At 70.1% G+C, this 20,312-nt stretch carries 17 protein-coding genes; 10 read left to right on the forward strand and 7 right to left on the reverse strand.

From position 1 onward, the window contains the following. Window positions 1-25: 25 nt before the first annotated feature. The 3 genes from DL519_RS27675 to DL519_RS27685 all read right to left on the reverse strand — a co-directional run bounded on the left by DL519_RS27675 (window position 26) and on the right by DL519_RS27685 (window position 2,600). Window positions 26-1,264 carry a serine/threonine-protein kinase gene (locus DL519_RS27675; RefSeq protein WP_190819096.1) on the reverse strand — a complete coding sequence of 413 codons (1,239 nt, stop codon included), beginning with the start codon at window positions 1,262-1,264 and terminating at the stop codon, window positions 26-28. 227 nt (window positions 1,265-1,491) lie between these two features. Continuing rightward, a complete protein-coding gene (locus DL519_RS27680; RefSeq protein ID WP_093268692.1) occupies window positions 1,492-1,695 on the reverse strand; it encodes a cold-shock protein in 204 nt (67 codons plus the stop codon). 221 nt (window positions 1,696-1,916) lie between these two features. Next, window positions 1,917-2,600, reverse strand: a complete 684-nt coding sequence (locus DL519_RS27685; RefSeq protein WP_190819097.1) for a TIGR00266 family protein — start codon at window positions 2,598-2,600, stop codon at window positions 1,917-1,919. Window positions 2,601-2,916: 316 nt separating this feature from the next. Between DL519_RS27685 and moeA the strand changes: the two genes are divergently transcribed. The 4 genes from moeA (at window position 2,917) to pssA (ending at window position 8,419) form a co-directional block, all read left to right on the forward strand. After that, a complete protein-coding gene (gene moeA, locus DL519_RS27690; RefSeq protein WP_190819098.1) occupies window positions 2,917-4,161 on the forward strand; it encodes a molybdopterin molybdotransferase MoeA in 1,245 nt (414 codons plus the stop codon). A gap of 101 nt (window positions 4,162-4,262) precedes the next feature. Next, window positions 4,263-6,230: a M48 family metallopeptidase gene (locus DL519_RS27695; protein ID WP_190819099.1), complete on the forward strand. Its 1,968-nt coding sequence runs from the start codon at window positions 4,263-4,265 to the stop codon at window positions 6,228-6,230. Between the two features lie 528 nt (window positions 6,231-6,758). Then, window positions 6,759-7,481 (forward strand): phosphatidylserine decarboxylase, encoded by a 723-nt coding sequence (locus DL519_RS27700; protein WP_190819101.1) that lies wholly within the window; start codon window positions 6,759-6,761, stop codon window positions 7,479-7,481. Continuing rightward, window positions 7,478-8,419, forward strand: a complete 942-nt coding sequence (gene pssA / locus DL519_RS27705; RefSeq protein ID WP_190819103.1) for a CDP-diacylglycerol--serine O-phosphatidyltransferase — start codon at window positions 7,478-7,480, stop codon at window positions 8,417-8,419. Before DL519_RS27700 ends, pssA begins: the two co-directional genes overlap by 4 nt. 63 nt (window positions 8,420-8,482) lie before the next feature. Here pssA and DL519_RS27710 read toward each other — a convergent pair whose 3' ends face one another. After that, window positions 8,483-9,319 carry a transposase family protein gene (locus DL519_RS27710; RefSeq protein ID WP_190812966.1) on the reverse strand — a complete coding sequence of 279 codons (837 nt, stop codon included), beginning with the start codon at window positions 9,317-9,319 and terminating at the stop codon, window positions 8,483-8,485. 398 nt (window positions 9,320-9,717) lie between these two features. On the opposite strand from DL519_RS27710, the gene DL519_RS27715 reads away from it, so the two are divergent. Next, window positions 9,718-11,919, forward strand: coding sequence for an AAA family ATPase (locus DL519_RS27715; RefSeq protein ID WP_190819105.1), 2,202 nt, complete (start codon window positions 9,718-9,720; stop codon window positions 11,917-11,919). 202 nt (window positions 11,920-12,121) lie between these two features. Here the strand turns inward: DL519_RS27715 and DL519_RS27720 are convergent, their stop codons facing one another. After that, window positions 12,122-12,751, reverse strand: coding sequence for a LytR C-terminal domain-containing protein (locus DL519_RS27720; protein ID WP_190819108.1), 630 nt, complete (start codon window positions 12,749-12,751; stop codon window positions 12,122-12,124). Continuing rightward, the gene (locus tag DL519_RS50395; protein ID WP_190819109.1) at window positions 12,751-13,206 is read right to left on the reverse strand and encodes a DUF3263 domain-containing protein; all 456 of its coding nucleotides are present in this window, start codon (window positions 13,204-13,206) and stop codon (window positions 12,751-12,753) included. Before DL519_RS50395 ends, DL519_RS27720 begins: the two co-directional genes overlap by 1 nt. Window positions 13,207-13,376: 170 nt before the next feature. On the opposite strand from DL519_RS50395, the gene DL519_RS27730 reads away from it, so the two are divergent. Next, window positions 13,377-13,958 carry a peptide deformylase gene (locus tag DL519_RS27730; protein ID WP_190819110.1) on the forward strand — a complete coding sequence of 194 codons (582 nt, stop codon included), beginning with the start codon at window positions 13,377-13,379 and terminating at the stop codon, window positions 13,956-13,958. Here DL519_RS27730 and DL519_RS27735 read toward each other — a convergent pair whose 3' ends face one another. Further along, a complete protein-coding gene (locus DL519_RS27735; protein WP_223839622.1) occupies window positions 13,959-14,567 on the reverse strand; it encodes a Uma2 family endonuclease in 609 nt (202 codons plus the stop codon). Window positions 14,568-14,805: 238 nt separating this feature from the next. On the opposite strand from DL519_RS27735, the gene thiC reads away from it, so the two are divergent. From thiC to DL519_RS27755, 4 genes are all read left to right on the forward strand, one after another. After that, window positions 14,806-16,455 (forward strand): phosphomethylpyrimidine synthase ThiC, encoded by a 1,650-nt coding sequence (thiC, locus tag DL519_RS27740; RefSeq protein ID WP_223839624.1) that lies wholly within the window; start codon window positions 14,806-14,808, stop codon window positions 16,453-16,455. A 226-nt stretch (window positions 16,456-16,681) separates the two neighbouring features. Further along, window positions 16,682-17,548, forward strand: coding sequence for a bifunctional hydroxymethylpyrimidine kinase/phosphomethylpyrimidine kinase (thiD, locus tag DL519_RS27745; RefSeq protein WP_190824253.1), 867 nt, complete (start codon window positions 16,682-16,684; stop codon window positions 17,546-17,548). 172 nt (window positions 17,549-17,720) lie between these two features. After that, complete coding sequence (locus tag DL519_RS27750) at window positions 17,721-19,706, forward strand: FUSC family protein (protein WP_190819112.1); 1,986 nt, start codon at window positions 17,721-17,723, stop codon at window positions 19,704-19,706. A gap of 140 nt (window positions 19,707-19,846) precedes the next feature. Then, a complete protein-coding gene (locus tag DL519_RS27755) occupies window positions 19,847-20,299 on the forward strand; it encodes a hypothetical protein (RefSeq protein WP_190819113.1) in 453 nt (150 codons plus the stop codon). Window positions 20,300-20,312: the final 13 nt, after the last annotated feature.

A 20,312-nucleotide genomic window follows, 5' to 3' on the forward strand; every position in this document is an offset into this window, starting at 1 on the left:
GTACCCGGGCGGCGGAGCGCGACCGTCAGCGGGTCGGGACCGAAGTCGGCAGGTGGTTGTTGTTGTAAGAGGAGGTTTCCGACGTCGTCGAGTCCGTGCCGCTGCCGCCGGAACCGCCGATGGAGTTGGCCATCACAACGAAGATGACCACGATGACCACCAGCGCGACACCGGCGAGCACCGGCACGATCCACTTCGCCGAACCGCCCGACTTGGTCGCGAACGCCGCCGAACCGGCCGGGATCGGCGGGCGCAGCCGAACCGGGTCGTTGCCCGGCGGCGGCAGCGGGCGCGGCGGCGGCTGGTACTGCGGGTAGCCGTGCGGCGGGCCGGGAGGCGCGGGCGGGCCGTACTGGACCGGCTGCGGGCCGGACATCGGAGCCACCGGAGCCACCGGAGCCGCCTGGCGAGACGGTGGCGGCGCGTCCCCGGCCGCCGGACCGAGCGCGGCGCGGGCCGCCGCGACCAGCTCCTTGCAGTTGCCGAAGCGCTGGTCGGGGCTCTTCGACATGCCGCGGCGCAGCACCTCGTCGATGCTGCCGGGCAGCACCACCAGCGCGGTCGCGGGCGGCGGCTCGGCGCCCAGGTGCCCCTGGATGACCTCCTGCACCTGCCCCCGGAACGGCGACCGCCCCGTCAGGCAGGCGAACAGCATGCAGCTCAGCGCGTACTGGTCGGTGCGGCCGTCCACCGGCTCGCCGCGCAGGTGCTCGGGGGCCGCGTAGGTCGGCGAGCCCAGGAAGTCGCCGCTGGCGGTGCGGTGCCCGGTCGCGCCGCGCCGGGTGAGCCCGAAGTCGGCCAGGTAGACGTGCTCGTGGACGGATTCGCGCGAGGTCACCAGCACGTTGGCCGGCTTCAGGTCGAGGTGCACCAGGCCGCGCTCGTGCAGCATGTCCAGCGCCTCGGCGACCTGGGAGAGCAGTTCCAAGGCGCGCTTGGGCGAGATCGGCCCGTCCTTGATCAGGCTGGCCAGGTCGGACCCGTCGACCAGCCGCATCGCGATGTAGAGCATGCCGTTGACCTCGCCGAAGTCGTACAGCGGCACGATGTTCGCGTGGTCGATGGCGGAAGTGTTGCGCGCCTCGTCGACGAACCGCTCGCGGAACTCCGCGTCACCGGTGATGTGCTCGCCCATGACCTTGAGCGCGACCTTGCGGCCCAGACGGGTATCGGTGGCGCGGTACATCACGCTCATCCCGCCGCGGCCGAGCACTCCGTCGATCTTGTAGTGGCCGAGGCGCCGCCCGGTGAGGTCTTCCGACACGCGAAGCAGCCTAACGTTTCGAGATCACGCCCGTCTTTCGGTTCGGCAACACAGTCTCGGGTTCGCCCACACCGTGACTAGTTCGATCCCGGACCAGCCGAACGCGCCGCGGCCCGGCCCCCCACCCAGAGGAACCGGGCCGTGCGCATGACGTTCTTTCGCGAAGCGGCGGCAGCCGATCGCGGTGCGGGCTCGGCTCGCACGCCGCGCGGGCCGAGCCCCACTTCCTAGACCTTGCGGACTCCGTCTGCTTGGGTGCGGCCGTCACGTCCCGCTTTCACTTCGAATTCCACCCGATCCCCTTCGGAAAGGGTTCGGAAACCAGACATGTTGATCGCGGAGTAATGGACGAACACATCAGATCCACCGTCCGTTGCGATGAATCCGTAGCCCTTCTCCGAGTTGAACCATTTGACCGTGCCGACCGCCACGGCGTCCTCCTCATAAAATGTGATGCACGACGCGGAAAGCGTCGCTGGAGCAACGGCCACGCTACCCGAGAAATGGGGCCTCGTCGCGGGTTCGACAATGCGACTTTTCCGTTAAACACTGGGCCAAACGGGTGTCACGGCGGCCACGTTCAGTTATCGGAGTCGAAGCGACCTCGCGAATTCGTCCGAATGAACGAGCCCATTTGCGCTCTCGGCGAAATTCAGGAACGAGCGCCTAGTCCATTCGCCTGCAACCAGGTGACGAGTCCTCGGGGATTGCGAGTTTGGGTCAACACCCGGCCGGGACCCGCGAAATCGAACACCAGACCTTCACCGCTCTTGAGCGACTGCACCACGCCCTGGTTCATCTGCCGCAACCGGCTCTGCACCGTATCGGCGTAGGCCACCACGTGACCGGTGTCGATCGTGACGTACTCGCCTGGCTGCAATGTCACCACGTCCAGCGCGCCGTAGCAGGACACCACCACCGGGCCCTGGCCGACGACGTGCGTCATGAAGCCGCCCTCGCCACCGAAGAGGTTCTGGAAGCCGCCCCACTGCGTTTCCAGCTGCACGGTGCTCGCGGAGGCGAGCCAGCAGCCCTTGGTCACGCACCAGCCGACCCGGCCGTCGAGCTCCAGAAGGTTCAGGTCGCCGGGCAGGTTCGGCGCCACGTCCACCCAGCCGCCCTGCTGCGGGGCCGTGTAGGTCGACACGAAGAACGACTCGCCGCCGAGCGCCGCGCGGGCCAGCGACTTGAGGAAGCCGCCCTGGGCGCGCGCCTCGACGGTCATGCCGTAGCTGGTGGCGAGCATCGCGCCGGATTCGACCCGCACCGGCTCGCCCGGGGCGAGCATCAGCCGAGCCACCCCGAACGACGGCGTGTGACGGGTGCGAACCTGCACCGGAACCTCCTATCTCTGGCATCGCACGGACCGGAAGCGCGCCGGCTCGGGCTGGCCGCACCCACCATCGGGCAAGCGATGCCAGCCGCTTTCCACCACGCGAGCGAGGTGACCACCCGCGGGCACCCAGACGTCTTCTCGCGAGGTCAGCCCCGACGTGGCGCACCGGAGATGAGTCGGGGATCCCGGAGCCGAGAAGGCGTCTGAAGTTCCGCTGCGGGACCACCTACGCAGAACGACCCACGCTCTCCCCGAGAGTCTGCCACGCACGATCATTGCGACGATTCGCACGCCGGTAGGGACAGTAGGGGTGTCGATGACCGATGATCTGGGCGTGTCGCACGGAACCGGAACCCCCGCCCTGACCTCGGTCGCCGACCACCAGTCGAAGATCGCCGCCCTGCTCGCCCCGACCCCGGTGGCAGCGAAACCGCTGGCGGACTGCCTGGGCCTGGCCCTGGCCGCGGACCTGGCCGCGCCGATCTCGCTGCCGCCGTTCGACAACTCCGCTATGGACGGCTACGCCGTCCGCTCCGTCGACCTGGCCGGTGCGACCCCGGAGCAGCCGGTGCGGCTGCCGGTCCACGAGGACATCCCGGCGGGCCGGGTCGACGCGCCGCCGCTGCAGCCCGGCACCGCGCACCGGATCATGACCGGCGCCCAGATGCCGCCGGGCGCGGACGCGGTGATCCCGGTAGAACGCACCGATGGCGGAATCGAGCAGATGCAGGCGTTCGTCTCGGTGCAGCCGGGGGCGCACGTGCGGCGCGCGGGCGAGGACGTCTCGGCCGGCGCAACGGTGCTCACGGCAGGCACGACGCTGGCGCCCGCGCAGCTGGGCGTCGCGGCCGCCGTCGGGGTTTCGGAGCTGCCCGTGCACCGGCCGGTCCGGGTGCTGGTGCTGTCCACCGGTTCGGAGCTGGTCGCCCCGGGGACCGAGCTGCAGCCGGGGCAGATCTACGAGTCCAACGGCTTGATGCTCGCCTCCGCGGTGCGCGAAGCGGGCGGCGAGGCGACGCTGCTGCGGTTCGTGCCGGACGACGTCGACGCCTTCCACGCCGCGCTCGCCCCGCACCTGGCCACCACTGATCTGCTGATCACCTCCGGCGGCGTCAGCGCCGGGGCCTACGAGGTCGTCAAGGACGCGCTCACCGGCACCGGTGTCGAGTTCACCAAGGTCGCGATGCAGCCCGGGATGCCGCAGGGCTGCGGCCGCTACCGCGACGGCGAGGCCGTGGTGACGCTGCCGGGCAACCCGGTCAGCGCGATGGTTTCGTTCGAGGTCTTCGTGCGGCCCGCGCTGCGCGCCGCGGCCGGGCACCACGCCACCCGCCGCCCGGTGCGGCAGGCGACGCTCGTCGAGCCGCTGTCCGCGCCGGCCGGCAAGCGGCAGTACCTCAGGGGCCGGTTCGACCCGGCCACCGGCACCGTCACGCTGCAGGGCGCGCCCGGCTCGCACCTGCTGGCGGGCCTGGCCAAGGCGAACTGCCTGCTGGAGATCCCCGAGGACGTGACCGAACTCGCCGCGGAGTCCGCAGTAGACGTGATGCTGCTGGATTGAGCGGGAACGCGGCCGAGCCCGAAGATCACCTTGTTGACGAATCGCCGTGCTTCCCCGAGACTGCACCACCATCCCCACCCACCCCTCCGGAGTTCTGCACCGTGCGTGGCCCCTGGCGCGCCGCCCTGGCGCTGGCGTTGCACATTGGCTTCTTCCTCGCGCCGATCGCGCTGGTCCTTGGGCTGCTCGCGATCGCGGCGCTCACCTTCCGATACGACCAGGGCGGCGGGGCGAAGGCCGCGCTCGCGGCGGTCGCGGTCGGCGCGATCTGCGCGATCGGCCTGCGCGCCGTGCTGCGCAACCGGGTGCGGCCGCGCGGCGTCCAGCTGGCCCGGACCGAGCAGCCGCAGCTGTGGCGGATGGCGGAGTCGATCGCCGCCGACGCCGACGCTCCGGTGCCCGACGAAATCCGCATCACCTCCGAGCCGAACGCGACCATCCTCGAGGACACCGCGCTGCTCGGCCTGCGCACCCGCACCCGGTACCTGGAGCTCGGGCTGCCGCTGCTTGCCGCGCTCAACGCCAGCGAGCTGCGGGCCGTGGTGGCGCACGAGCTCGGCCGGTTGACCGGCCGCAACCGGCTGACCGTGACGGCCTACCGCGCGTCGGCGAGCGTCGAACGCACCGTCGCGCGCCTCACCGGCGGCCCCGTCAAGTGGCTGTTCACCGGCTACGCCCGGCTGTTCACCGCGATCGCCGCCACCACCGGCCACGAGCTGGAGCTGGCCGCCGGCGCCATCGCCGTCCGGGAAGCCGGTACCCGCACAGCCGTCACCGCGCTGCGCAAGGCGATCGCCATCGAGATCGGCTGGCAGGAGTACGCCGACGACTACCTCAGCATGGCCAAGTCGGTCGGCCACGCGCCGGACGTGCTGCTGGGCTTCCGGTCTTTCATGGAGCACCCGGTGCGCAAGCCGCAGCTCGCCGAGCGCGTCAAGCAGACCATCGCCGAGGAGGCCGACGGCAGCCGCACGCGCCCGCCCGCGCGCAAGCGCATCGAGGCGATGAAGCGGATCAAGGTGGGCAACAAGGAGCTCGACGACCGGCCCGCGTTCGCCATGCTGCGCAACCCGCGCAAGAGCGTGCCCGAGCTCGAAGACCGCCTGATGATCGAAGGCCTCAAGCGGCGGCTCGCGTGGCCGGAGCTGGCTCGGCTGGCCGGCGCCGCGCACGTCGCCGAGCGGGCCGCGCTGCTGAGCTCCGCCGCGGCGCAGAGCGGCCTGCCGGTGGAGCCGACGATCGTCGGCATCCTGCCCGCCATACACCGCGGCCAGGGCCACGACCTGGTCAACCCGGTGCTCAACCCGGGCCTGTGCCCGGAACGCATCGACGAGGCGGCGGTCGACACGCTGACCGAACTGCTCGGCTGCGCCGTTGTGGACGCGCTGATCTGCGCCCGGCGGGCGCACCACGAACTGGACTGGGGCGGCCCGTCGACGGTGCGGCTGGCCAACGGACAGCCGCTGGACCCCGATCGGCTGGTCCGCCCGGCGGTCTCCGACCCCCGGCTGATCCCGGGGCTGCACCGTGCGCTGGTCGACCTCAAGGTGCCGCTGACCCACGCGCGCCGACCCGCCGCCGAGCCCGAGCCGGCGCTGGCCGGGATCGTCAGCCCGGTGCAGTGCGCCGACGGCAACTACGACCTGCTGGTGACCGACCGGGGCCTGGTGCTGCTGCCCAGTTCGGCCAGCACCACGAAGCGCCTGCTGGCGGGCACCCTCGCCCGGTTCCGCAAGGCCGAGCAGGCGCAGCTCGCCGAGCTGGCCGCGACGCCGGTCGGCGAGCTCCGGGAGCAGCCCGGCGCGCAGTGGGTGGACAGCCGGGACGTGGCCAGCGCCCGGCTGGACCAGGACCGCGGCGGCTGGTCCCTGTCGTTGGAGCTGTACCTCGACGAGTACGCGGTGTCCGAGCTGGACGACGTCGGCGTGCGCGGCGGCGAGGACGGCATGTCCGAGCTTGCGCTGCGTAGCACCGCCGACGGCGTGGAGCACGGCGACCCGTACCGGGGCCTCGGTGAGTTGATGGGGGCGCGGATGAACCTCGACGAACCGGCCTACGCGGACGAGTGAAAATTGTCCGAACCTCGATAACTCCCCGTCATGTAACGGCCCGCTCAGGTCCTCCAAAAGCGGCTACGGACTTTTTGTGAACTCAATTACACTGGAAACTGCGTCACGAACCGTCGATCAAATACATCTCCAAGACGTCCGCATGAACCCACTGCTGCTTGCCGGTGGGGCGGACACGCCGAGGACCGTGCGCCGTCGGGGGGTGCACGGACCCGCACCGGGGAGGCCGTTCGACGTCTACGGGGAGACGTCGGACGGCCTTCTCGCCGGTTGCGCGACGTTCGCGGTCCGCCAACGCCCTACTCACCCGAGCGGGTGACATGGGAGTGGTCTTGACGGTAGCATCCCCGGACCGAATAAACGCAGGTCAGCAAGACAGTTCTTGATCAACTACGCCCCCTGGCGTCGGTTGACCCGAGGCGTCCGCGATGCTGTACCGACGACGGCACCGGTCGACACCCCGTTCGCTCGGGGACACCCGACCGAACCGCCGCACCATGACCGCCGACGCAGGGGCGTAGCACCTCGATGAGCACCGCGAAAGAACCGAAGAAGAACCTGGTGGCGCACCTCGCCGCGCTGGCCCGCGACACCATCCCGCCGATGCACCCGGCAGGCCGCCCGTTCGTGCTCGGCGCCGCCATCGCGACACTCCTGCTGCGCCGCCTGTGGCGCCCGGCGGGCGTGCTCGGCGGTATCGTCACCGCGTGGTGCGCGTGGTTCTTCCGCGAGCCCGCCCGCACCACGCCCAGCCGCGAGGGGCTCGCCGTCGCCCCCGCCGACGGCACGATCTCGCACATCGAGCCCGCGGTGCCCCCAGCCGAGCTCGGCCTCGGCGACGAGCCGATGACTCGCATCAGCGCCTTCCTCACGATCTTCGACGTGCACGTCCAGCGGATCCCGCTGAGCGGCAAGATCGAGACCATCGCCTACCGGCCCGGCAAGTTCCTCTCCGCCGACCTGGACAAGGCCAGCGAGGACAACGAGCGCAACTCGATGGTCATCCGCGCCGACGACGGCACCCAGGTCGCGGTGGTGCAGATCGCCGGCCTCGTCGCCCGGCGCATCGTCTGCTCTGTCTCCGAAGGCGACGTGCTCCAGGCCGGCAGCACCTACGGCCTGATCCGCTTCGGCTCCCGGGTGGACCTCTACGTGCCCACCGGCAGCCGGATCCTGGTCGAGCCCGGTCAGCGCACCATCGGCGGGGAAACCGCCCTCGTCGAGCTACCGCGGGGGAAGCGCGCCTCATGAGCATGCACACCGCGCCCGGCGTCCGGTTGCTGCCCAACGCGATCACCGTGCTGGCGATGTGCGCCGGGCTGTCCGCGGTCCAGTTCGCGCTCAACGGCCAGCTCACCGGCGCGATCGCGGCCGTCGCGGTCGCGGCCGTGCTCGACGGCCTGGACGGGCGGATCGCCCGGCTGCTCGACGCCACCTCCAAGATGGGCGCCGAACTCGACTCGCTGTCCGACGCGATGTCGTTCGGAGTCGCCCCGGCGTTGACGCTGTACGCATGGCAGCTGCAGGACAACCGGGCCGGCTGGATCGTCGCGCTGATCTTCGCGGTGTGCATGGTGCTTCGCCTGGCGCGGTTCAACACCCTGCTCGACGACACCGACCAGCCCCCTTACACCAAAGAGTTCTTCGTCGGGGTGCCCGCCCCGGCCGCCGGGCTGCTCGGGCTGCTGCCACTCGTCCTGACCGCGCACTTCGGCTACCCGGGTTGGTGGGCGAGCCAGAACGTGGTGATGGTCTGGATGGTGCTGATCGCGGCGCTGATGGTCAGCCGCGTTCCAACGCTGTCGCTGAAGACCGTCAAGGTGCCGCCGCGGGCCGCCGCGCCGCTGCTGGTGCTGGTGGCGCTGCTGGCGGCGGCGATCATCATGTTCCCGCTGATCTCGCTGGCCATCGCCATGGTGCTCTACCTGCTGCACGTGCCCTACGCGGTCTACCGGCACAACTGGCTGGCCAAGCACCCGGAGGCCTGGAGCGCGCCGCCGCGGGAGCGGCGCGCGATCCGGCGCCGCACCCAGCGGAGGCTCGGCCTGCGGCCGCCGCTGCGGCGACGCGTAGCGGGAGCCGCGCGGCGGGTGCGCCTGCCGCGGCGGCACAGCCACCCGGACGGCCCGCGGCGGAGCTGGCGCCGTCTGGAGTTGCGGCGCAGCCGCAACGACGGCGCCCCGCGCTAGCGGGCACCGAGCCCCGGTGCACCTGGGTTCCCGCAATTTCAATGAGGTGATCTCAGTAGGGGGTTATGCGAGTCGGCCGTGTTCGAATTGGGTGAGTACGAGTGCGGCTTTGACGATGGGGCCGATTTTGCGGGGGCTGGTGGTGAAGTGTCGTAGGGCGCGCCAACGGCCGGTGAGCAGGGCGAATCCACGTTCGCCGAGGGCGCGCAGGCCGCGCAGCAGTTTGTTGTAGGTCTGGTTGTCGACGTCGAGTGGGCGGCCTTTGCTGGTTTTGGGGTGTTTGATCGGGGTGAGGACCCCGGCTCCGGCACCCTGGTAGCCGCCGTCGGCCAGGGTGGGCAGGTCGAGCTGGGAGTAAGCCCAGTACAGGGCGCCGAGGACGTGGTTTTCAGCGGCGGTGATGTCGTGGACGGACCCGGGCTCGACGTCGGAGACCCACAGCGGGAACCCGTCCGGGTCCGTCAGTGCTTGGATGTTGCCGGCTTGTTCGCGGGTTTTCCCGGAGTACCACAGGTCGATCTCGGTGCCTTTGGTGCTGGTGGTCTTTTCGCCGAGACGGTCGGAGGAGAAGTTTTTGCCGTCCAGGATCAGATAGGCGTCGCCGTTGTCTTTGGCCCGTTGCAGGGCGTCGTGCAGATCCGGGGCCTGCGCGGCCAGCGCCTCGATGCCCTCGTCGACATACCGGTAGCCGGTCGCGCGGGCGACACCGTGATCGCGGGCCAGTTTGGTGGTGTCGGTGCGGTCGCGGAACCACCGCAGGACCAGCACAGCCTGCCAGAACGTGGTCAACGCCCGGCGCCCCTTGCGGGTCCCTTTCCGGCGGCGTTCACCGGCCAGCAGCTTGCTGAGGAAGAGCACCAGTTCACGGGGAACATCGAGTTTGGCAGAATACGTGACCACGTGGGGCCTTCCCTGGTCGAAGATCGTTTCTTGGTCGAACTTCTTCTACCAGGGACCCCACGTCCCACTCTCCCCAGGCCAGCCCTACCCGATCACACACCCATTCCGGCAGGCCGCCTTCAGCCACTTCTTACCGAGATCACCTCAATGGAAATCGGACCTCCGATTTCCAATTGAAATTGCGGAAGTTGTCCACAGCCATCCTGGGTTGTCCACAGCCATCGATGTGTCGGGCTCACGACACACCCTCACGACACACCGATGGTCCGCAGTTTCAAGTTTCAATTTCAATTGAATTGAAACTGCGGATCCCGCCGCCAGCCCGGAACTCCACGTCGAAGGCTCGTCGAAGGCGGAAGGCACCGGTGCCGGGGCGGCGGCGCGGTTAAGCTCGCGGCGTGCCGTCGATAACGTTGACCGCCCGTCTTTCCCCGTCCGCCAAGGACACCCGGCGCGGGGTCGTGCGCCTGCACCCCGAGGTGCTCGACGCCCTGGGGTTGCGGCCGTGGAACGCCGTCCAGCTGACCGGTGCTCGGGTCACCGTCGCGCTGGCCGCTGCAGCCCAGGTCGGCAGCCCGACCGGGATCCTGCTGCTCGACGACGTGGCGTTGATGAACCTCGGCCTCACCGAAGGCTCCGAGGTCGGCGTCTCGCCCGTGCAGGTCGCGGCGGCGAAGCGGGTGAGCATCGCGGGCTCGCGGCTGGCCCGCGCCACCGTCGCCCCCGAGACCCTGCGGTTGGCGTTGACCGGCAAGGTCTTCGGCACCGGCGACGCGGTGTCGCTGCTGCCGCAGGACGTCGCGCCGGCGACCACCGCGAACGCCGGCGAGGTGCGCCGGAAGCTCTCCGCAGCCATCGGCATGACCTGGACCAACGAGCTGATCACCATCGCCGCCACCGAACCGCCCGGCGCGGTGTCCGTACAACCGTCCACAGTGGTCGAATGGCGGGACGGCGCGACGCCGGGGACCACCCCGGCCCCGCAAGCGGCACCGCAGCCCGAACCGGCACCGGTCGAGCCGACCGGGCCGGTGGTCCCGGTCGCCGACCTCGTCGGCTCCCGCGACACGGCGAAGCGCCTCACCGAATGGCTGCGACTGGCCTTCGAACAGCCCGAGCTGCTGCGCCGCCTCGGCGCCGAACCGCACCTCGGCGTGCTGCTCAGCGGCCCGGCCGGGGTCGGCAAGGCCACCCTCGCCCGCGCCGTGACGAGCGCGATCGGCGCGGACCTCGTCGAACTAGCCGCGCCCAGCTTCGCCGCGCTCGAACCGCGTGCCGCCGCCCAACGCCTGCAGGACGCGATCAACCGCGCCACCACCTCGGAGGGCGGCTGCGTACTGCTGCTGACGGACGTCGAGAGCCTGCTGCCGGGCACCGAGCCGCCGCCGCTAGCTACCGTGGCTCTCGACGCCATCCGCGGCGCGATCGGCACCGACCGGCTCGCCGTGGTCGTCACCAGCTCGCAGCCGCAGGCGATCGACCCCAGGCTGCGCGAACCCGGCCTGGTGGACCGGGAGCTCACCCTCAGCCTCCCCGACGACGCCACCCGCGCGGACCTGCTGCGGGTGCTGCTCCGCAACGCGCCGCTGGCCGACGACGTGCGGCTCGCCGAGGTCGCCGAGCGCACCCCGGGATTCGTCGTCGCCGACCTGGTGGCGCTGTGCCGGGAAGCCGCCGTCGGCGCCGCGCTGCGGCACCAGGACGACGCCGCAGATCCCCGCATCCGGCAGCAGGACCTGCTGGACGCGCTGTCGTCGGTCCGGCCGATCTCGATGTCCACATCGGACAACCTGCAGACCGGCGGGCTGACCCTGGACGACGTCGGCGACATGGCCGAGGTGAAGCAGTCCCTCACCGAGACGGTGCTCTGGCCGTTGCAGTACCCGGACTCGTTCACCCGGCTCGGCGTCGAGCCGCCGCGCGGCGTGCTGCTGTACGGGCCGCCTGGCTGCGGCAAGACGTTCCTGGTGCGGGCCCTGGCGGGCAGCGGACGGCTGAACGTGCTCGCGGTCAAGGGCGCGGAGCTGATGGACAAGTGGGTCGGCGAGTCCGAGCGAGCGGTCCGCGAGCTGTTCCTGCGGGCCGCGAACGCCGCGCCGACGCTGGTGTTCCTCGACGAGGTGGACGCGCTGGCGCCCCGCCGCGGCCAGTCCTCGGACTCCGGGGTGGCGGACCGGGTGGTCGCCGCGCTGCTGACCGAACTCGACGGCGCGGAGCCGATGCGCGACGTGGTCGTCCTCGGCGCCACGAACCGCCCGGAGCTGGTCGACCCGGCCCTGCTGCGACCGGGCCGGCTGGAGCGCCTCGTCTACGTCCCGCCGCCGGACACGGCAGCCCGCGGGGCGATCTTGCGATCCGCGGCGAAGAACACGCCGCTGGCGTCCGATGTGGACCTGGCCGCCCTCGCCGAGGAACTCGACGGCTACTCCGCCGCCGACTGCGCGGCCCTGATCCGCGAAGCGGCCCTGACGGCGATGCGCGAATCCCTGTCCGCAGCGGAGGTTTCCGCAGAGCACCTCGCCACGGCCCGCAAGGCGGTCCGCCCCTCGCTCGACCCGGCCCAGCTCGCGTCCCTGGAGGCTTACGCCAACCGCCGCTAACCTAGACCGATGTCAATTTCTCGCGAAATCGACCGGCGACCGGGTGACGCGGTCGCCGGAAGTGACGCAACGCAACCGCCACCCCGGAAACCCGCCGCCCGTCACCCTCGGGGTGCACAATTTCGCGAGAAATCGACGTTCACCCGGGCGACGGTCAATTTCTCGCGAAATTGGCACGACCCCGGGTGAGCGAACGGGACCGTCACTTGGTGTTGGCGTGGCCCTTGTAGTCGTTGGTGATGATGGCGATCAAGCCCGGCGTGGCATCCTGGATGCCTTCGAAGCGGGGCTCCGCGCGCGCTCCGAAGCGGACCGCCATCTCCTGTGCCTGCTGCTCCTCGACGGTGCCGGGCCGGAAGTAGATCGTCGTGGTGGGGATCAGCCCCGCCGAGTAGTTGCCGACCTCCGGCACCTCGTAACCCGAGCTCCGGAAGTCCTCCGCGGCCCGGTGCGCCAATCCGCTGATCGTGCTGTTGTTGTAGACCCGCACCAGGATCTTGGTCGTCGCGTCGCCGGAACCGACGAGTACGTCCTGGTTCCGCGTGCCCTGCGGCGGCGCGGGCGGCGGGCTGTCCTGTGTGGCCGGTGACGGCGCGACCTGCGACGTGGCGGGCGGCACCACGCCGGACTCGGCGGGCGGATTCTGGGTCAGCGACATGACCGGCGGGTTGTTGCCCGGTTCCGGGGACAGCGGCTGGGCGGAATTCGACGCGCCGCCGCCGGAAACCAGCGTGACGATGCCGACGACGCCCGCGATCGCACCGACCCCGATCAGACCGAAGCCGATGATCTTGGCCTTGGCGGGTCCGGTGGACGGTTCCCCTGAAGTCATCAGTGCAACTCGATTCCCAGTCGTTGGGCGGCCCGTGCGCGCTGCCTACCCGCCCTTGCCTTGCGCAGCCTCTTGATCAGCATAAGGTCTTCTTGCGCGGCGGCCGGACTGTCCAGCAACGCGTTCAGCAATTGGTAGTACCGCGACGCGGACATGTCGAACAGCTCGCGGATCGCGCGCTCCTTCTTCACACCCTCGCGCTTCCACCACTGCGACTCGAAGGCGAGGATGCCCCTCGCCCGATCGTCGAGTTCGTCGTCCGGCGCCGACGGCTGGGGCGGCACCGGCTGGGGCGGCGGTTCCACGATCCGCTCGATCGGCTGAGTGATCGGCTCGGCGAGTCGCAACCGCCGACCGGGTGCCTGATCAGATGTTCCCTGCCGTTGTTGCAGGCGCGCCAACTGTTCGCACTGACGGGCGATCTCCTGCGCGGTCAGCATTTGGGCGGCGTCCATCTGGCTCCTCGCCTCGCGATTCGGGACTTCCCGCGTTCGCAGGAATCACACGGCTGTGATTCCCCCTCAATTACACCATGCTCGGATTCGCGGCGGGAGCGGATCACACTGCGAGCAACGCACGAGAGCACCCCGGCGCAACAGGCGCCGGAAGCGCTAAAGTCCCGCTCATGGCTGTTCACCCGATCTGCGTCGTCGGCGACCCGGTGCTGCACAACCCCACCCGTCCGGTGGAGCGGTTCGACGACGCGCTGCGCACCCTCGTCGACGACATGTTCGAGACGATGGCCGCCGCCAACGGGGTCGGGCTGGCGGCCAACCAGATCGGCATCGACCTGCGGTTGTTCGTCTACGACTGTCCCGACGACGCGGGCGTCCAGCACCGCGGCGTGGTGGTCAACCCCGAGCTGATGACCGTCGAGATCCCGCAGACCATGCCCGACCCGGACGACGACTGGGAGGGCTGCCTGTCGGTGCCCGGCGAGTCCTACCCGACCGGCCGGGCGAGCTGGGCGAAGGTCACCGGGTCCGATGTGGACGGAAAGCCGATCGAGGTCGAGGGGACCGGTTTCTTGGCCCGCTGCCTGCAGCACGAGACCGACCACCTGGACGGCCACCTCTACCTTGAACGCCTGGTCGGCCGCCACGCCCGAGCGGCGAAGAAGATGGTGCGGCGCAACGGCTGGGGCATCCCCGGCCTGACCTGGGACCCGGCCGAACACGGCGACCCCTTCGCCGAGGACGAGGATTGATCAGAACTGACTTGTGTCAAGCGTGATGCCGAACGGCTCGGGCAACTCGACAGGCTCACCGAAAACTACGCGGTGTTGATGGAGATAACGCCCGCCGGTCGGCTGCGAGAACAACGTCACCGTCGGCCCGTCCGACGCGAACCTGTCGATCAATAGATACAAAGGAATTCCTGCGTGCCCATAACCCCAAAGCTTCCTCGTGCGATCGTCATCGGCGTTGCCTCGAGATGTGATCTCCACAACCAGCAACGCCTTGTCTGCGAGGATTGAGCTCTTGCCCGCCAGAACATCACTCCTGGGAATCACCACGAGATCAGGCGTGCACAAACTCTTGCGCTCCGGAATCTTGATCCCGGATGTCTGAAAAATCGCCCACTCCTTCGGAATCGAATCGCGCAGTTCTCCGTGCACGAGATCCGCAATCAGGTTATGCGCGTTTTCTGGCGGCCTCGTCATCACAACCCTTCCTTCGATGATCTCCGCGCGCCAGGCCGCGTTGGGAAGGTCGAGGTTCTGCCAGATTTCGACCAACTCTTCCCAGGTAGCGGTTTCGAACGCAGGGGCAGCAGTCACAGTGCGATCACCTCCTGTATCGATGTCATCACGCACCGTACTCACCATCCCTGACAACATTGCGATCGCCCTGGTCAAAGAGCCTAACGGCAATCCGCGCTGCCGTCATCGGAGTGACCGGGGGTTGGCAGGTTCGGCGGGTCCGGCTAGCCTCGGGCCGCGACAAACCAAAACCGCGGGAGCTCGTACCAACAGCGGGCTGAGAGGGCGGCTGGAGAACTCCGGGGCCGCCGACCGCACGAACCTGACCGGGTAATGCCGGCGTAGGGAGTGGATGGCAGTGGCCGACGTGCGTCCGAACGCGTCCGAGAACGGGACCCAGATCACCACCGGGCCGATCAGCGGCTCGCGGAAGGTGTTCCGGAACACCGAATCCGGCCTGCAAGTGCCATTCCGCCGCATCGAGCTGACCAACGGCGAGCACCTCGACGTGTACGACACCTCCGGGCCGTACACCGACGAGAACGCCAACGTTGACGTCCACAGTGGACTTCACCGGATGCGGGCGGGGTGGACCGACGGCCGGGAACACCGGACCCAGCTCGGCTGGGCCAGGGCCGGCGTCATCACGCGGGAGATGGAGTACATCGCGACCCGCGAAGGCGTCCCGGCGGAACTTGTCCGGGACGAGGTGGCCAGCGGCCGGGCGGTGATCCCCGCCAACCGCTGCCACGCGGAGAGCGAGCCGATGATCATCGGCAAGAAGTTCCTGGTGAAGGTCAACGCCAACATCGGCAACTCCGCGGTGACCTCCTCCGTCGAGGAAGAGGTGGAGAAGATGGTGTGGGCCACCAGGTGGGGCGCCGACACCGTCATGGACCTGTCCACCGGCAAGCGGATCCACGAGACCCGCGAGCGGATCCTGCGCAACTCGCCGGTACCGATCGGCACCGTGCCGATCTACCAGGCGCTGGAGAAGGTCAACGGCGATCCGGCCGAGCTGACCTGGGAGATCTACCGCGACACCGTCATCGAGCAGTGCGAGCAGGGCGTGGACTACATGACCGTGCACGCCGGGGTGCTGCTGCGCTACGTGCCGCTGACCGCGAACCGGGTCACCGGCATCGTGTCCCGCGGCGGCTCGATCATGGCCGCGTGGTGCTTGGCGCACCACCGGGAGAGCTTTCTGTACACGCACTTCAGCGAGCTCTGCGAGATCCTGCGCGACTACGACGTCACATTCTCGCTCGGCGACGGCCTGCGGCCCGGCTCCATCGCGGACGCCAACGACCGCGCGCAGTTCGCCGAACTGGAGACCCTCGGCGAACTCACCCACATCGCCCGGGAGCACGACGTGCAGGTGATGATCGAGGGTCCGGGGCACGTCCCGATGCACAAGATCGCCGAGAACGTGCGGCTGGAAGAGGAGCTGTGCGGCGAGGCGCCGTTCTACACGCTCGGGCCGCTGACCACCGACATCGCCCCCGCCTACGACCACATCACGTCCGGCATCGGCGCGGCGATGATCGCCCAGGCGGGCACCGCGATGCTCTGCTACGTCACCCCGAAGGAGCACCTGGGGCTGCCCAACCGGGACGACGTGAAGACCGGCGTGATCACCTACAAGATCGCCGCGCACGCCGCCGACCTGGCCAAGGGCCACCCGCGCGCGCAGGAGCGGGACGACGCACTGTCCACGGCGCGGTTCGAGTTCCGCTGGACGGACCAGTTCAACCTGTCGCTGGACCCGGACACCGCGCGCGAGTTCCACGACGAGACGCTGCCCGCCGAACCGGCCAAGACGGCGCACTTCTGCTCGATGTGCGGGCCGAAGTTCTGTTCGATGAAGATCACCCAGGACATCCGCAGGTTCGCCGAGGAGCGAGGCCTGACGAGCGTCGAGGCGATCGAAGCGGGCATGCAGGAGAAGTCCGAGGAGTTCGCGGGCGCCGGCGGCAAGGTCTACCTCCCGCTCGCCGACTAGATCCCGGCTAGATCCCGACTAGATCCCCGATCCCCCCTCGCAGGGGGGACTGCGATTTCCATTGAAGTTGCGGAGGTTGTCCACAGCCTCCGGCGTGTCGGGTGCCGACACGCCGGAGGTCCGCAAGTTCCATTGAAATCGAAGGTCCGATTTCCATTGAAATCGTGTCCACGGGGGCGCGCGCACCCTGGAAGATCGGTAGGAGCCGGGCCGTAACATGAGGTGGATGCACGAGATCTCGGCCGGGCACGAAGTTCGGCCCGTGAACGACACCGCCCCTCCGACCGTGTTGACCATCGCCGGATCGGATTCCGGCGGCAGCGCCGGGATGCACGCGGACCTGCGCACCTTCTTCGCCTGTGGCGTGCACGGCATGACCGCGGTGACCGCCGTGACCGTGCAGAACACCGTCGGCGTCACCGGCCTGGTGGAGATCCCGCCGGAGACCGTCGCCGCGCAGATCGACGCGGTCGCTTCGGACATCGGTGTGGACGCGGCAAAGACCGGAGTGCTCGCCTCGGCCGCCACCATCGAGGCCGTGCTGGACGCCTGCGACAAGCACGGCATCGGCCGCGAAGGCCGCACGCCGTTCGTCGTGGACCCGGTCGCGGCCTCTCGCAGCGGCGAGCCGCTGCTGCGCCCGGACGCGCTGGATGCCTTGCGGTACAAGGCTTTTCCGCGCGCCACGCTGGTCACCCCGAACCTCGACGAGGTCCGGCTGCTGACCGGGATCGACGCCCGCACCCGCGCGGACCTGCTGGACGCCGCGAAGGCCATCTTCGACTTCGGCCCGCAGTGGGTGCTGGTCAAGAGCGGTCACCTGGCCGACGACCCGGAGTGCGTCGACGTGCTCTTCGACGGCAACGAGGCGATCCCGCTGCCCGGCCCCCGCTACGCGACAGTGCACACCCACGGCGCGGGCGACGTGTTCGCCTCGGCGATCACGGCCGCTTTGGCGAAGGGCGCCTCGATGCCGGACGCGGTGCGCAGCGGGAAGCGGTTCGTCACCCGCAGCGTCTCGCGCGCGTACCCGCTCGGGGCCGGGGTGGGCCCGGTGTCGACGTTCTGGCGCGTCAGCCCCCGCTCCTTCTGAAACCCCCAACCGTCCCCCTAATAGAGTGATTTTGGTCCCGGATCTGTAACCCGAATGGCGTGCCCCATCGACACAGTGGTTGAGAAACGCGTATTTCCCGAGACTGCGGGCCATCGGCGGTTGCGGTCTGCTGCGCGCTACGCGCACGACGACGACAGGGGTTTGCAACAGCGTGGCTAAATCGGTGTGGACACGAGTGCGGGGACTGCTGGCCACCGAGGCAGGAGCACCGGACCCCCGACAGCGCCAGTACGCCGTGCTGGTGCTCGTCGCCGTGGTGGCAGGCACCGCCATCGGATGGATCTTCGACCTGCAGACCCCGGCGCTGATCGCCGGGTTAACCGCGGTGCTGGCGCTGGTCGCCACCGGCGGCCAGTCGCTGCGCACCGACCTGCGCCGGTTCGTCTGGTTCACCCCGGCGCTGGTGCTCGTGATGACCGTCGGCCCACTGCTGGTGAACATCCCGGTGCTGGCCGGGCTCGCGGTGGCGCTGGTGGTCTTCGGCAGCGGCATGCTGCCCGCGCTGGGCGAGCACTACCGCATCGGCGGGCAGACCTTCGCCGCCGCGACGCTGGTGTCCACCACCACCGGGATTGGCTCCGACCAGCCGGCGCTGGTGCTGCTGGCCTCGACCGCCGCCGGCGCGCTGTTCGCGCTGGTCCTGCGAGTGATCATCGGCATCGGCGACCCGACCAGGGCGACTCGCGTGGCGGTCGCCCGGACGCTGCTCGAACCCGGGCCGGGTGTGGTCGAATCGGCCGCCGCCGCGTGGCGCGCCGACGGCTCGGCCACCTGGCTCGGCCAGGTGCTGGCCGGCGCGGCTCGCTTCCGCGCGGCGCGCGAAACCCTGCTCGCGCAGGCCCAGCAGAGCGACCGCGCGGAAGCCGCCCGCCTGGAGCAGATCGTCGCGGAGGCCGACCAGGTCGCCGCCGAACTCGCCCGTGCGGTGCGCTCCCGCGCCTGCACCGGACTGCCGGCCGCGGCTCGCCGCGACCCGGCGCAGGCCGTGGTGGCCCGCGGCGGACGGCAGGACCTGCCGGACGCGGTCCAGGGCCTCAACCAGGGGCTGGACCGGATCCGCGCCACGGTGATGCGCCGCGTCGAGACCCCGCTGCCGCCGCCGGCTCCCGGCGCGCGCCGGGAGCGGGTCATGGGCGCGGTCCGGGCGCACCTCTCGTTCCGCTCTTCGCTGTTCCGGCACGCGCTGCGCTGCACCCTCGCGGTCGCCTTCGGCATGGTGATCGTCCTGCTGCTGCGCGACCCCTCGGCGTCCAGCCTGCTGCTCGCGCTGTACGTGGTGCTGCAGCCGGCGGCGCGGGACAGCATGACCGGCGCGTTGGAGCGGACCGGTGGCGCGGTGCTCGGCGTGACCGCGCTGGCCGTGCTGATCACCCTGCTGCCGGGGACGTTCCTGCTGGTGCCGCTGGTGATCGGCGGCATGCTGCTGAACATGACGCGGCTGCGTGCGGACTACCAGGCGCTGCTCGGCTGCCTGATCGTGGTGACCGTCGTCGACCAGGCGATGCGGCTGGACCGACCGCTGGTGAACGTGGGCATCAGCTTCGCGGCGAACACCGCAGTCGGAGCGGCCATCGCGCTGAGCGTCGGCTACCTCAGCTACCTGGTCCTGCCCAGCAGCATCCTGCCGGACGTGCGCGGCGCGGTGCGGTCCACGGTGTGGGCGGTGTCCGAGCTGCTGCGTAGCGTGCGAGCGGCCGGGCAGGGCGTCGACCTGCCCGTGGCGCTGCAGGCGGCGAACGTGCTGGCGCTGCGGCGCACCCAGGACCTGCTGGGCATGCCGGCAATGCTCGACGGGACCGGTGAGGAGACTGACGACGACCGCGCGACGCGTGCGGCGGCCATCGCGCTCGACGCGTTGCGGCAGGACGTCGCGACGCTCGCGTTCCGGCCGGAGGCCGAGCAGGCGGTCGCGGTTCCGGCGCTACGCGCGGTGGACGACCTGCTGGGCGGCAAGCCGACGGCGAAGATCCCGGACGTGCCGGCGGGCAGCGCCCCGGCGACGGAGCTGCTGGCGAGCTCGCTGGTGGAGAACGCCCTGCACGCCCGCCAGGCGATCGACCGGACCTTCGGCTACGACAGCCCGTGGAAGAGCTACACGATCAGCTTCGTCCGCCCCGAACGCCTCCACATCCGCTGACTCCGGCACCGGACCTGCCCGAACCCGGCCTCGCGTGTCGTGGTGCCTGAACCTCGCGCGCGGCGGCTCCCCCCTGCGGGGGAGGTGTTTCCAACTCGGGCGGGAGTCGTTCCCGGCTTGCGGTTCCTACCGTCGCAGCCATGGATGGATCTGATCGCCCGAGACACTGGCCCGCGTACGCGGTGGCGGTGCTGTTCCTCGGCTACGCCGCGGGGAAAGCGGTTTTCGCCTGGCAGGCCCGGCTCGGGTTCCCGGGCGGCCCGGCCGTGCCGGATGCCGTGCGAGACGGCTACTTCCTGGACGCTGCCACGGCCCAGTGGTTCGCCGCCGCGTCCGGGTTGTTGGGCGCGTGGGTGGCCATCGCCACGGTTGCGGCGCCGGGACGCCGCGTGCCCAGACCGTTGATGTTGCTGGTGCTGGCCGCAATGCTGCTGGCGGTCGGCGCCGGCGCGGCGATCATGATCGTGGACGGCTTCATCGGCATCGGTGTGGGCTGGCAGTGGCACCACGGCGTCCTCGGGATCGTCGTGATCGCGCTGCTCATGGCGATGATCCAGTCCTACGTGAAGGCGACGAGACATGCCGTGGGCTGACCGGACGCGGGCG

The organism is Saccharopolyspora pogona, assembly GCF_014697215.1.
In the GTDB taxonomy this organism is placed as follows: Bacteria; Actinomycetota; Actinomycetes; order Mycobacteriales; family Pseudonocardiaceae; genus Saccharopolyspora; species Saccharopolyspora hattusasensis.